Genomic DNA, 14,803 nt, shown 5'->3' on the forward strand with positions numbered 1-14,803 from the left:
AACCGGTGAAATTATATTCATTAAAAACTCTTAGAGGTTAAGAATTATTATATATGATAATATTTATTATTCCGGCATACAATGAAGAAAAAAACATTCCTACTTTATTAAAAGAGATAGAATGTTTTGCTAAAAATTATAGTTGCCGGACAATTATTGTTAATGACGGGAGCTCAGACAAAACGGAAGAAATAGCAACATCTTTCAAAAATAAACTTCCGGTAGAAGTTCTTACTCATTCTACGAATAAAGGTCCCGGGGAAGCTTTTAAAACAGGTTTTTCTTATGTTTTAAAAGAAGCAAAAGAAGAAGACATTATCATAACTAAAGAAGCTGATAATACCGGGGATGATTCCATATTACCGGTTATGATAAAAAAAATATTGGAAGGAAACAATTTAGTCATAGCCTCCTGTTATGCAAAGGATGGGGAAATAATTGGCACTACATTTATCCGTAAAGCTTTAAGCTATGCCGCTAATATATTCTTAAGAATACTGTACCCGCATCTAAAAGTAAAAACTTACAGTTCCTTCTATCGCGCTTATTCCGTTAAGCTCTTAAAAAAAGCATATAAAAATTACGGGAATAACTTCATAAAAGAAAAAGGGTTTATTGTTATGACAGAAATACTAATAAAATTAAGCAGATTAAAAGATACAAAGATAGCAGAAATTCCCACAGTATTGAAATGCGACAACAGAGTAGGCAAAAGTAAAATGATTGTAGTAAAAAACATTTTTGACTACTTATGTTTTATTCTTAAAGACACCCTTGATAGGATTTACAAGGTAGATATAAACAATAGATAACAAGATTAACCGGATTAAGAATGAAAAAATTACTTAGTTTTTCCGCATTTACGATTGGCATAATCATCCTATATTCTTTAATTAATTTTATTGAACTATCACTAACAAAAACAGGGGTAGAAAATAAACTGTTATTTGGAATACTAATTCTTTTTAAGGCGATTTTAATAACACTCTGGTTATCAGGAATTACCTACAATAAACTCTGGGATAAAAACACTTTAAAAAACAAAACTTCCCGAATTATCTGGGTTTTAACGTTAATCTTTGTTTTTATACTCTTTAACTCTTCTTTATTATTATTAGATAGAACAAGTAAATTATATAAACATATAAAGGGGCCGTCTTGCGGATGGAAAGGAAAACTGTGGCAGTCAGACACAACATTAGGCGCCAGGCCAATACCGAATGCAAAAGGATTTGAAACTTTTGTTATAAGTAAAGACGTGCCAATAAAATTTGACAGGAATGGATTTAGGGTTCCCATTTTCTATACTGATACAACAATTAAAAGACCTTTGTTTCTATTTCTGGGATGCTCATTTACTTTCGGAATGGCTTGCCCGGCAGAAGAAAGTTTCCCATACATAGTTTCCCAGAATACAAGAGGCTCTTCGATGAATGCCGGAATATGCGCAGGCGGACTTTCCCAGATGCTTTTATTGTCCCGGGAATTAGTCCCTCGTTACAAGCCTGATTTTGTAGTAGTACAATACTCGCCGTGGTTAGCCCAAAGAGCTACATTGATGGGAGCCCCGACATATATTGCAGTAACACCGGTACCTTATATCTCTAAAACTAAAGACGGGAAAAATGTAATAAGTCCAATTGCTTTTAATTCAAAAACGCTTGATTTAAATATAGAAAAGTTTAGAGGAACTCCCAAAAACATAAGAGACTATACTTGCTTTTTGTTTGAAATAGCGATACCTTTATACTTACACGATATTTACTACAGAACTATAACCGCCTTTAAAAAAATACTGGGGGAAATCCCAAAACCGGATAAAAACATTAAAGATATAGAACAATTTGCATACAGCAATATTTATGATGTTTGCAAGCAAAATAACAGTAAAATGATTATTCTTAACCTCGGAGATATTACATATACAAAAAATTCTCACACCCTTATATTGCCTGATAGTAATATTATTTTTGCAGAAGCGGATTCTCTTTTATTCCGCAGGCTGAAGTCTCCCAACGAATACAATAAAGAATATATGCACTGGTACTTTAATGGGAAGGATTCCGTTATAGAAGATGTACACCCGACATATAAAGCAAATAAAATAATAGCAGAAGCCATCGTCACCGCAATAAAAGGAAACAACAAAAAAACGAATCTTTCTTATAGTTGCGATACAATAAAAAAATAGAATCTTCTTCAATGCCCCTGAGAAAGATTATACTGAGTTTTAAAGGCAAAATGACTGTAATGAAAAATATTCTTGACTATTTGCGCTTTATCGTTAAAGATAATATTGAGAGGAATTGAGGGGATATTTAATTAAAATGGGGAACAAATTATTTGCAGGGGGAATATTGTTTTTCTTCTGTTTGAATGCCAATGCAAACTCGTGGGTTCAAAGTGATTGGAACAATGGCGATTCCCAGCTTATCTGGACGGATTCCACAAAATACCTGTCCGCAAATAACATTGAAACGAGTACCGGTATTTCATTATCTATAGGTACTTCTTCAAAAACTACCCCTTTATCAAATACTAGCAAAGTATGGAGTATGACAAAAGGAGTTCGAGGTGATACAAATTTAATTTTTGCGGGAGGGGAAAACACCGGAATAGATATATGGATGAGTTCGGATAATGGAGAGACATATCAACTGGGGTGGTACTCCTTATATGGTGGAGAAGATATCGTACTTAAAATAAATCCCTTATGTTGGAATAACTCTACTTCATCCCTATTAAGCGGATGTTATGTTAATAAATGGGGAGACGAATATTATATAGAAAATATTACGGAATTCGGTAAAACAAATTGGCCTGCTTGTTTTAAATCAGGAAATAGTCCTAAATATACTTATTCTATGATAACTTTTTCTGACACTATAATTGTTGGTTGTGGAGAAAATTCTTATGTACTTCGTTCCGTGGATAATGGTACAAACTGGTCAAATATTTCTATGGCAGACACCAGGATAATTTCTTTACTCAAATCTCTTGATGGAAATGTATATGCCGGTTCAGGCACTAACCTTGGTTTGGTTCTAAAATCCGTAGATAACGGAGCTAACTGGACTGCCGTATTTGCTACCACTCAAAAATCCGTTTTCTCGTTAATCGAGGGACCGGACAGCACGATTTATGCCTCCACAGGCGACAGCGGAAAAATCTTTAAAACTAAAAACGGTTGGGGCACTCACGATGCTACTGCGCCTATCCCAAATGCCCGTGAAGTCAGGTTGATTTGCGATTCTCTTGGCATTCTTTACGCAGGTGTGTCCTGTGTGGATGATAGCGCACGAATTTTCTATTCTTCAGATAAAGGAAGCAGTTGGGTACAAATAGGCAAGACTCTTTGCCAGGGAAAAATTTTATCAATGATATTCACAAGTAATCAATGCCTTCTGGTAGGGACTGACCACAATGGAACAATATTCAGATTGGCAAAATATGTTCCCGCAGGAAGTCTTATATCCTCTATATATAATACAGGAGAAAGCAATAGAAATGCTACAAGGTATTACACTAAAATAGAATGGGACGGGGATTACAACGGGCAGGATATTATCGTAAAAATTAGAAGTTTTCAGGATACTATTACTTTTAGCGATACTCTTTCCTGGACAAGTTGTCCTCCTTGCACAAGCGGACAACTGTTGTCTACAGTATCATCCATAAATAATAACGACCAATTCATTCAATACAAAATAGATTTCCTCGCTTCTCCCGCATTCGCCACTCCTGTGCTTCATAATATCACTACGACATACTCTTTCGTTGATACCGCAGGACCTCTACTTACCAGCGCAACCGCTACCGGAGATGAAATTTACAATCCTCCGAATTCTTTTACACCGAATGATAAAGTTACTCTTTCCTTTGACGAGAGAATAGATACCCTTATCGTAAATAACTCAAATATTGATTCCATACTTAAATTAAGCGGCGGACATAAATGGAGAAGTTTTTCCGCAGTCTGGGATACTGCTTATAAAAACCTTACCGTCACTTTAACCGACACCTCACAGCTTATGATAGGAGATACGGTTCGTCCTCGTAAATCTCAAACCGACAGTTTAACGGATAAATGGGGAAACCAGTGCGTCTCCCCTTGCATTATTGCGGGAACTTTTGCTCCCTATATTGATTCTATCGTTGCATCCGACGGGCAGGATTCCATTGAATACATTGATGCCGACGATTACATAACTCTTTACTTTTCCAAACGCACAAACAAACCGCCTATTAATTCAACCAATATAAATAACATACTCCGCCTTCGTAATCATTCATGGCTGGATGCCAAAGCGCATATAGATTCCTGCGTATGGGATTCTCTTGGGTTTGCTCTGGTTTGCAGTTTAAAAACAGACAGCCTCAGACCAACGATTGCAGTCGGCGATACGGTATTCCCGGATTCCGTTAACATAAAAGATAAATTTCTTAAGGGCGCAGTAATTTTTCCCTGCGTAATCAAAGGAACATTCGGGCAATACGGACCTGTTCCCGACAGCGCAATAGCTTATGAAGGACTTCCGCAGGAAAACGGAATAGGCAACGGAGATTATATTCTCGTTTACTTTAACAAGCTTATACAAGATATTCAATGGGGAAACTTAGATCTGGATACCGTTTTGACTCTCAAAAGAGCAGGCGTCCAACACACATGGTACTCTCCTCCCGAAAGCCTTATTTGCACCGCTCAAGCTATTGAACAACAGGACTCGATGGGAGTTAAATACACGCTGCTTTTCATATCTTTTGTAGACACTACTACGGGAACAGAAGAAACAATCATCCAATATAATGCCGGTTTATCCATATTCCCAAATCCTTCCACTTCTCAAACATCCATATCTTTTACCGTACCGGGACTCGCAATAGGCAGTAATCCTGTATCCGTAATCCAAAATCTAAAGTCCAAAATCCAAAATCCTTTAATATCCTTAGGGGATACAATTTTCCCGGACTCCAACCTTGTCAAGGATTCCAGCAACAGGAAATGCAAAAAAGCAGTACGCATTACCGGGGGATTTTCTAAATCCGACATTAAATCTTTCATCCTGAAATCTTCCGTTAAAAAGTCTCAACCATCATTATCTGGTTCTTCGGTATCCATAAAAATATACAATGTAAGCGGGCAGCTTGTAAGGACGCTTATGAACACTACCCAAAAACCGGGCGCACATAACGCATTATGGGACGGCAGGGATAACCTTTCGCATAAAGTAAACGCAGGTATGTATATCTGCAAATTGACCATTAACAATCAAACGCTTACACAAAAAATAGTTCTCTTGAAATAATTTCTCTCCCCCACTAATATGCAACTTTTCGATAATCTTTCTCAGCAGGACTGCAATAAATCCATTAACAAACCTCTCGCAGAAAGGATTCGCCCGCAAAATCTCGAAGAGTTTATAGGACAGTCCGGGCTTGTCGGAGAAAACGGACACATACGAAAAGTCATAGAAACAGGCGAAGTCCAGAGTATGATATTCTGGGGCCCCCCCGGGACAGGAAAGACTACCCTCGCAAGACTCATCGCAGGAATAAAAAACTACGAATTCAAAGAGTTCAGCGCAGTCCTTTCAGGAGTAAACGATGTCCGCAGGATAGCCGAAGAAACGAAAATCTCAAGGGCAAGAGGCAAAAGGACGATATTGTTCGTTGACGAAATTCACAGGTTTAACAAGGCGCAACAGGACGCATTCCTCCCTCACGTGGAAGACGGCACGATTATTTTGATTGGAAGCACGACCGAAAACCCTTCTTTTTCGATAATCGCCCCTTTGCTTTCGCGAGCTACGGTATACGTATTCAAGTCGCTTGACGAAAAAGATATAATGAAAATAATTGATCGCGCAATAAGCTTGGAAAGCGGTCTCAAAAAATTCAACGTTAAAATATCCGAAGAAGTCAAAGAATATCTTGCCGGGATGAGTGACGGCGATGCAAGAACGGCTTTGAACATTCTCGAGTCATCCGTTTTTACGACTAAACCCAGAGATAATGTCCGTGAACTAACTCTAGAAACCATTAAATCCGCAACCGAACATTGTCCCCTTTTGTATGATAAAAAAGGCGAAGAGCATTACAACATAATTTCGGCTTTTATAAAAAGTATGCGCGGAAGCGACCCGGATGCTTCACTCTATTGGCTTGCACGAATGATAGAAAGCGGAGAAGACCCCTTGTTTATCGTAAGAAGGATGGTAATTTTTGCCGCCGAAGACATAGGAAACGCCGACCCTCAAGCTCTCATATTAGCATCCGCTTGTAAATCCGCGATTGAGTTTGTCGGATTGCCGGAAGGATATCTGCCTCTTTCCCAGACTGTAATTTATCTTGCAACCGCGCCCAAGAGCAATTCTGCGCTGGTGTCTTATGGGAATGCGATGAGCGACGTAAAGAAATACGGTTCGCTTCCCGTGCCATTACATTTAAGGAATGCTGTAACTTCACTTATGGAAGGATTAGGGTATGGAAAAGATTATAAGTATCCGCACAGCCATAAAGAAGGGGAGTTAAAAGACGAAACCTATTTACCGGACAAGCTGAAAAATAGTCATTATTTTATTCCCTCCGATATTGCTTTTGAGCAAGAGATAAAACAGAGAATGGAAAAAAGAAAAAAGGGATAAATAAAACTTTCAATAATATAAATTATATTCTTTCTATTTCTACAAATTTTTAAACTACAATTACCTTGACATAATTAAACAATATGATATAAAACAGGATATTAATACCTTAATTTAACAATTAAGGGGCAGATGGCGGAATTTGGCATACGCGCCAGGCTTAGGACCTGGTTCCTATAAAATGGAGTGTGGGTTCAAATCCCACTCTGCCCAAAAAAAGAAAATTTGTTCCGCTAAAACGGAAAAAGGATATTATGGAATTTGAAATAAAAAAACTAAATGAATGTGAGAGATCGCTGGAATTTAGCATTCCTGCCACAGAAGTAAATAAGAAAATAGAGTCTCTTTATTCCGAATACCAGGCGTCGGCAAAATTAGACGGCTTCAGGAAAGGGAAAGTCCCTATGAATATCATAAAGTCAAAGTACAGTGCCACCATACAAGAAGAAGCAATAAATGAATGCATCAGGGAAACATACAGAGGGATAGCAGAAAAAGAAAAAATCTCTCCGGTGTCGGACATCAGACTGGAAGAGAAAAATTTCGACCCCGCAAAGGAACTTAAAGTTAAATTATCTTATGAAATTATGCCTGATTTGAAACTCCAAAATTATAAAGGAATAAAAATAAAAAAACTATCTACTGAAGTCACGGAAAAAGAAATAGAAATGGTAATGTCCAAATTAACAGACTCAAAAGCTACTTATGTGCCTACAGCTATGAGAGCTGCCTCCGACGAAGATATGCTTATCGTTAGTTATGACATATTATGGGAAGAAAAAGGCGTTTATCGCAAAAATCATGTTTCAAATTATACCGTTTTGATGGATGCTCCCGAAACACCCGAAGAAATAAGAAACGCCCTGAAAAATACCGTTCCGGGGGATAAGAAAACGGTGAAAATTAAATACCCACCTGACCATAAAGATGAAAACCTGAGAGATAAATCGGTAGAATATGCATTTGTCGTCCATGAAATAAAAGAAAAAAGATTGCCTCCGATAGATGATGAATTTGCAAAAAACATAGGGTTTAAGTCTATGGAAGAACTAAAAACCAATATAACCACCAGTATCGCAAGAGATAAAGAAACGGAAGCTCGTTCAAGAATGAGAACTCAAATTATCAATTCCCTTATAGAAAGCAACCCGTTCAAACCGTTGAATTCCCTTGTTGCAGATTATATGGAATCAATGCTCAAACAGGCAGGTAAAAATATAGACGAAAAAACAAAAAGCCAGTTAGAAGAAATTGCCATATGGCGCGCAAAAAGAGATATGATATTGCAGCAACTATCCGAAGTAGAACACGTTGAAATAACGGCAGAAGAATTGAAAGCAAAGTTACTTGATACGGAAGAAGGAAGAAAATTAGGATACGAAAAACTTGTAAAAGATTTGCAGAAGAAAGGAATCTTTAGTTCCATTGTGTGGGAATTTACAGTAGATAAAACAATGAATTTCCTTATAGAAAACGCGGAGATAAGTCCGGAATAAAAATATGTTTAAAACCAAACTATATGTGCCGGGGATATTTTCCCTCGTTTTAATTTCCACACTCTTCGCAGATACTACTTATGTAAGTACAAATATTACCGCGAATACAACATGGACAAAAACAGCAAGTCCATACTTTATAACAAATGATATAATTGTTGATAATTCCATAACCTTGACTATTGAATCCGGAACGAAAATACTTATGGGAGATTCTAAACAATTAACAGTAACTGGAACTCTATATGCAATTGGAACGGTAACGGATTCTATTACAATAACAGCACGGGACACATCCAAAAGATGGGAAAATATTTTATTTACCTCAACGGCAAAATGCTCTTTGCAATATTGTAAAATAGAATTCGCAGGAAACTCCGCAATCAGTAATATGAATTCTAATTTGGTTTATATCTCAAACAATACTATCTCTAATAATACTACAGAACTTTGCGGTGGAGGGATATACAATAATGGTTCTTGCATCATAACAAATAATACTATTTCCTACAATACGGCTAAATATGGCGGGGGGGGGATATTCAACAGCAAAGCAGCAACTATAACAAACAATACCATATCTTTCAATACAAATACGGATACTACCGCGGTTGGTGGAGGAATATGGAATAATTATAAAGGAACGGCATATATAATGGGGAATATTTTCCTGCATAATGCCTCTATGTATAACGGTGGAGCCATATTTAACGAAGGGACTGCATCTATAACTTATGACACTATTTCTAATAATACCACAACCGTTAACTGGGGAAGCGGAGCAGGGATTTCCAACAAAGGTTCAGCCGAAATAACAAACAATAATATATCTTACAATATTGCTAATTATGGGATAGGCGGAGGAATACATAATTACTCCGGGACTGCAAACATAAGAAACAATTCCGTATTCAACAATACTGCCAAATATAATGGCGGGGGATTATCTAATGAAAGCTCTATAAATGTTTTTCATAATGACATATATGACAATGCAACTGAAGGAAACGGTGGTGGCATATATAACTATAATTCAGCCGTAGTAGAAAGCAATAATGTGTACCATAATTTTGCCGATGGCATTGGCGGGGGAATACATAATTACAAAAAACTTATTTGCAGAAATAATTATATATATAGCAATACTGCACAAAAAGGTGGAGCCATATCTAATTCTAATGGGTTTGCTACTATAGAAAAAGATAGCATATACAATAACACAGCTGCTGAATATGGCGGCGGCATATATAATTGTGATACTGCCAATATACAAAATAACACTCTAATTAATAATAGTGCTCAATACGGCGGAGCCATATGTGATTATAAAACAACAACAATTAATTTTAATTCTATAGTAGATACAACTGCTTCTGCTATTTATAATGCAGGGGAAACTTTCATCAGAGGAAATAATATTCAAGCTACGGGTTATTTAGTCTACAATAATGCAAGTAACTGGATAGATGCCAGTTATAACTACTGGAATACAACAGATACTACTATTATAAAAACAAAACTCTATGATCATTACGATAATGTAAGTAAAGGGAAGATATTTTATAAACCATTTCTTTATTCGGAATTTGAAGATATGGTAGTCCCGGGAGCCCCTACTGATCTGATAGTTAAACCATTATCCACAACTCTGTATGTAATTAATTGGACGAATCCTTTTGATGCAAGCGGAATAGCAGAATACTATTACAAATTAAATTCAAGCCCTGTAGAAGAATTTGATACCACAGGGACAATGCATTCTTCCCCGGATACGCTTTCCGTAACAACCAATGATTCCCTTATATATATATGGCTGGTAGATAGCAGCGGAAACGTGGAAGAAGATAATATGGGATATGCCTATATCAGATATGATACAATTCCTCCCGTAATAAGCAACACTACTGTATGGGAAGATACACTCGGTTTTACGGGACCGTTTGACATAACGACAAGAATAACGGATAACTTTGTAGTTTACGCCCCTGTTTTATTTTATAAAACAAGCACAGATACTAATTGGACATATCACACTATGAATTCCTTCGCTAACAGTTTTTACAGAGATACCATCCCACCGCAAACGGTTACAGATAGTCTAAAAATAGAATATTATATAACCGTTATGGACCAGGCGGGTAACCACTCGATAGCCCCCGACAGCGGAACATATTCGTTCTTTATTCATCCTCCGGCTGTCGAAGAAAACAAAACACTCCCGATTAAATTCGCATTATTCTCGCCAACTCCAAACCCGGGCTCAGCGAAAATAAACATAAAATACGGAATACCTGAAAAAGCTTCAATAAAACTAAGCGTTTATGACTTAACAGGAAGACTTGTTATTCCCGTCTATAAAGGAACCCAGGAAAGAGGAATTTATACTATTGAACTGAAAAACAAACTTAGAAAAGGTGTTTATTTCGTTGTTTTCAATGCGAATACTTTTAAGCAAGTGCAAAAAATGATAATCTCACAATAGAGGAGGATACAAAACTATGAACTTAGTTCCTATGGTAATAGAAAAAACTGCTTTTGGTGAAAGAGCCTATGATATATTTTCAAGACTTTTAAGGGACAGGATAATAATGATTAACGGGGAAATAAACGATAACGTCGCAGGGACGGTAATTGCCCAGTTATTATTACTTGCCTCCGAAGACCCTGAAAAAGATATTCATCTTTATATTGATTCGGCAGGTGGCGTCGTTTCTTCAGGATTGGCGATATACGACACGATACAATACGTTAAGCCGGATGTTTCTACCATCTGTATGGGAATGTGCGCATCTATGGCAGCTTTGTTGCTTACGGCAGGAACTAAAGGGAAAAGATACGCGCTACCACATTCACGGATATTGATACACCAGCCTATGGGTGGAGTTTCGGGACAGGCAACCGATATCGCTTTGCATGCGCAGGAAATTGTCAAAGTCCGTCAGGAAATCAATGAAATAATTTCTTTCCACACAGGTCAGACTATTGAAAAAATAGAAAAAGACACGGATAGAAATTTCTGGATGTCTCCAAAAGAAGCAAAAGAGTATAATCTTATTGATAAAGTTATAGTAAAGGGGTCGGAAATAACCCCTCAAAAACAAAAATGATTTGTCCCCGTTTGCGGGGAAAGGTGTGAAAAACTATGTCAGAACCAACATATAAACCTTCGCGAATTCGTTGTCGCAGGACTCATGGCTTTAGAGCCCGTATGGAAACGGCTAAAGGCAGACAGGTGTTAAAACGCCGCAGAGCAAAAGGCAGGAAAAAACTTACCGTATCGGATGAATTCAGAGCATCACCTAAAGCGGATAAATAAACCTGATTTTATGCTATGCATTGTAACACAAGCATCTTGCTTGTGAAATATGTCTGATTTTATGCTATGCCATTAGACGAGCGCTTCACAAAGAATGAGCGATTAAGGAAAGAAAAAGAGTTTAAAAAAGTCTTTAACTGCGGCAGGAAAAAGCGGGATAAGAGTTTTACTGTTTTTAATGTTTCTTCCCCCGATAAAAAAGTAGGCATTATTATTAGCAGATACATAAAAGGTTCTATAATAAGAAACAAACTAAAACGCCGCTTAAGAGATATTTACAGGAAAAATAAAGATTGCTTCAACGGGGAAACTATCGTTATCGCTTACCCGGGCGCAGAAAAATTAACCTACTCCGAAATAAAGAATGACGTTCTGAAACTGCTATCTTTGCCCAAAAAATATGGACCATGAGATTTCCAACAGATTAACACGAGAAAAAAATAACAAAAAAAGATTATAGACACGGATAACGGACACGCCTGCCTGCCGGCAGGCAGGGATTTTCACTGATTGAAACAGAATAGAGAACCTAAAGAAATTCATCCGCGAATGAGCATGGATGGACATGAATTTAAACAGAGAATAGAAAACGAAGAGTTTTAAAACAAAAATAGAAAACCGCTTCCTTAAAAAATCATTGACTAAATAGAAAAACTCAATATTTTATGAATATGAATAATCGTCCGTTATTTGGAAGGCAACCTACGCTTATGAACACGAACAACCGTCAATTGTTTCAGAAAAAACCCATAAAACCCAATACATTACCTATGATTTTAGGAATAGCCGTTTTCTTCTTTTTGTTTTTTATCGCCCGTAAATTTCTTTTAAAAATAATAACCCTACAACAATGAAAAGAATCCTATCCGGAACCAGACCCACAGGCAGAGCCCACATCGGACACTTATTCGGCGCGTTTTCAAACTGGGCTAAACTGCAGGATACCTACGAATGCTTTTTTGAAGTAGCCGACATTCACGCTTTAACTACAAGTTACAATAAAGAAGAGATGCGACCGGTAATTCGCGAACTTGTTGCAGATTGGATTGCCTGCGGAATTGACCCCAAAAAATCTACCCTGTTTATTCAATCTCTTGTGCCTCAACATTCAGAACTGCATTTGTTTTTATCAATGCTTATGCCCGTAAATTGGCTCAGACAAAATCCAACGCTTAAAGATATGATGAGAAATTATACTCCTCCAACTAAAGAAGACACAACTACTACAGAAATAACTGAAGATTTGTATTCAAATTTGAATTACGGTTTACTGGGATATCCCGTTTTACAAGCCGCGGATATACTTATTTACAAAGCGGATGCCGTTCCCGTCGGAGAAGACCAACTCCCCCACATAGAGATGACGCGGGAAATCGCACGTAAATTCAACAACGCTTACGGAAATATATTTCCCGAACCTGAATCCATCGTTAACAAAACTCCAAGAGTTCCCGGACTGGACGGACGGAAGATGTCAAAATCACTAAACAATACAATCATTATAAATGAATCTTTGGAATCCATTAAATCTAAAATCTCCCAGGCATTTACCGACCCGCTAAAAATTCGTAAAACCGACCCCGGACATACGGATGGGTGCATTGTTTTTGCTTATCATAAACTTACTGCAAGTTCAGAAGCTATTCCCGTAATAAAAAAAGAATGTGAAGAAGGAACTCGTGGATGCGTAAGTTGCAAAGCTGAATGTTCAATAGCAATGAATAAATTTATTGAACCCTTCAGGGAAAAAAGAGCGCAAATAAATATAAACGACGTGGACAATCTCCTTGAAGAAGGTTCAAAAAAAGCAAGAGAAGTTGCGAACGCAACTCTCAAAGAAGTGAAAAAAGCAATGAAATTGTGGTAACCTCATTCAAAAACAGAAAATTTTGGACGCACCTGCCTGCCGGCAGGCAGGGATCAACGCAGATAACAAAAAGATTAAGAAAAAACATAAAAATTGAAAAACTACAAACAAATAACGAATACAAAAAGGATCAGGAATTTTAGACAGGATTAACAGGATAAAAGATTAAACAAAGAACAAATTTATAGACACAAATTAAAGAAAACAGTTTATAGTTAACGAATAACAAAAACAGAGAGCGGAAAAAATTTTATAAATCCTGACAATCTGCGGGAATCCCTGCCTGCCGTTCTGTTTGGCAGGTGCGTCCTAAAAAAGATTTTTCTTAATAAAATATGTTAATAAAAGATTTTTCTTACGAGTTGCCGGAATCTCTTATTGCGCAGTATCCTGCCAAACGAGGAGAATCAAGATTATTAGTTCTGCATAAAGATACTGGCAAAATTGAACACAGGGTTTTTCCCGAAATAATAGAATATCTTAACAACGGAGATGTGCTTGTTTTGAACGAAACTAAAGTTATGCCGGCTCGTCTTATCGGCAAGCGAACCGATACAGGCGGTAAAGTAGAAATACTGTTAACAAATAAAACTGACGATTCCTGCTGGGCTTTCATAGGCAAACCAAACCGTTCAATGAAACCGGGAGTTAAAGTTGAGTTCGGGCCCGATTTCAGCGGAGAAATAATTTCCGTGAATGATACTATACAGTTCAAGTTTCCTGTTATGGAGAATTTCGAACTCAAACTTAACAGATACGGCAGGATGCCTCTCCCGCCTTATATAAAGAGAGAGGCTTTTTCCGAAGACAAAACGACTTATCAAACGGTATACGCAAAGACGGAAGGCGCTTGTGCTGCGCCAACTGCAGGATTACATTTCACGAAATCCCTATTAACCAGAATAGAAGAAAAAGGAATAAACATAGCAAAGATTTTATTGCATACCGGGTTAGGTAGTTTCAATCCTATAAGATGCGAAAACATAGAAGAGCATAAAATGATGTCTGAATACTATGAGATTTCGGAGTCATCCGCAGATAAGATTAATTCTGTTAATTCAGCTATCGGTTCCGTAGTTACGGTAGGTACAACCAGCGTGAGAACTCTTGAGAGTATGGCAGAATTAAGAGAAAGTAAAAAACACTTAAAATCAGGAGAAGGCTGGACAAACAAGTTTATATATCCCGGTTATAAGTTTCAAATGGTAGACAAATTAATTACAAACTTCCATCTCCCGGAATCTTCTTTATTTCTGCTTGTTTGTGCTTTTGCAGGGCAAAAAATGATACAAGACGCATACCAAAAAGCTATCGATAAAAAGTACAGATTCTATTCTTACGGCGACGCAATGCTTATATTATGAACCCACTACCGGTAAAGACATCGGATGTTTCATTTCCTTATCCAGTTCTTTTATTAATTGCACTGCAACGGAATCATAAGGATGATACACTACCCATTTCTCCAACAGTATTTTTG

Annotated in this window: 12 protein-coding genes and 1 tRNA gene; all 13 read left to right on the plus strand. The window is 37.3% G+C overall.

Translation table 11 applies throughout. From position 1 onward, the window contains the following. The first annotated feature begins 53 nt into the window (after nucleotides 1-53). Nucleotides 54-812, plus strand: coding sequence for a glycosyltransferase family 2 protein (locus WC614_11385; GenBank protein ID MFA5033607.1), 759 nt, complete (start codon nucleotides 54-56; stop codon nucleotides 810-812). A 20-nt stretch (nucleotides 813-832) separates the two neighbouring features. After that, on the plus strand, nucleotides 833-2,191 hold the full coding sequence (locus WC614_11390) for a hypothetical protein (GenBank protein ID MFA5033608.1): 1,359 nt from the start codon (nucleotides 833-835) through the stop codon (nucleotides 2,189-2,191). 136 nt (nucleotides 2,192-2,327) lie between these two features. Continuing rightward, the gene (locus WC614_11395; protein MFA5033609.1) at nucleotides 2,328-5,306 is read left to right on the plus strand and encodes a T9SS type A sorting domain-containing protein; all 2,979 of its coding nucleotides are present in this window, start codon (nucleotides 2,328-2,330) and stop codon (nucleotides 5,304-5,306) included. 18 nt (nucleotides 5,307-5,324) lie between these two features. After that, nucleotides 5,325-6,644, plus strand: coding sequence for a replication-associated recombination protein A (locus WC614_11400; protein ID MFA5033610.1), 1,320 nt, complete (start codon nucleotides 5,325-5,327; stop codon nucleotides 6,642-6,644). Between the two features lie 126 nt (nucleotides 6,645-6,770). Further along, nucleotides 6,771-6,857, plus strand: a tRNA-Leu gene (locus WC614_11405). A 41-nt stretch (nucleotides 6,858-6,898) separates the two neighbouring features. Beyond that, complete coding sequence (gene tig / locus WC614_11410; GenBank protein MFA5033611.1) at nucleotides 6,899-8,140, plus strand: trigger factor; 1,242 nt, start codon at nucleotides 6,899-6,901, stop codon at nucleotides 8,138-8,140. A gap of 4 nt (nucleotides 8,141-8,144) precedes the next feature. Continuing rightward, a complete protein-coding gene (locus WC614_11415; protein ID MFA5033612.1) occupies nucleotides 8,145-10,622 on the plus strand; it encodes a T9SS type A sorting domain-containing protein in 2,478 nt (825 codons plus the stop codon). 16 nt (nucleotides 10,623-10,638) lie between these two features. Then, nucleotides 10,639-11,247: an ATP-dependent Clp protease proteolytic subunit gene (locus tag WC614_11420; protein MFA5033613.1), complete on the plus strand. Its 609-nt coding sequence runs from the start codon at nucleotides 10,639-10,641 to the stop codon at nucleotides 11,245-11,247. Between the two features lie 35 nt (nucleotides 11,248-11,282). Next, nucleotides 11,283-11,456, plus strand: coding sequence for a 50S ribosomal protein L34 (gene rpmH / locus WC614_11425; GenBank protein ID MFA5033614.1), 174 nt, complete (start codon nucleotides 11,283-11,285; stop codon nucleotides 11,454-11,456). Nucleotides 11,457-11,522: 66 nt separating this feature from the next. Further along, nucleotides 11,523-11,867, plus strand: coding sequence for a ribonuclease P protein component (gene rnpA / locus WC614_11430; protein ID MFA5033615.1), 345 nt, complete (start codon nucleotides 11,523-11,525; stop codon nucleotides 11,865-11,867). Nucleotides 11,868-12,127: 260 nt separating this feature from the next. Continuing rightward, complete coding sequence (locus tag WC614_11435) at nucleotides 12,128-12,310, plus strand: hypothetical protein (protein MFA5033616.1); 183 nt, start codon at nucleotides 12,128-12,130, stop codon at nucleotides 12,308-12,310. Beyond that, on the plus strand, nucleotides 12,307-13,323 hold the full coding sequence (gene trpS / locus WC614_11440) for a tryptophan--tRNA ligase (GenBank protein ID MFA5033617.1): 1,017 nt from the start codon (nucleotides 12,307-12,309) through the stop codon (nucleotides 13,321-13,323). The genes WC614_11435 and trpS overlap by 4 nt, the downstream gene beginning before the upstream one ends. 335 nt (nucleotides 13,324-13,658) lie before the next feature. Next, nucleotides 13,659-14,687, plus strand: coding sequence for a tRNA preQ1(34) S-adenosylmethionine ribosyltransferase-isomerase QueA (queA, locus tag WC614_11445; protein ID MFA5033618.1), 1,029 nt, complete (start codon nucleotides 13,659-13,661; stop codon nucleotides 14,685-14,687). The last annotated feature ends 116 nt before the right edge of the window (nucleotides 14,688-14,803 follow it).

This window comes from bacterium, from assembly GCA_041649255.1.
Taxonomy (GTDB): domain Bacteria; phylum Hydrothermota; class UBA3073; order JACQXS01; family JAQTXJ01; genus JAQTXJ01.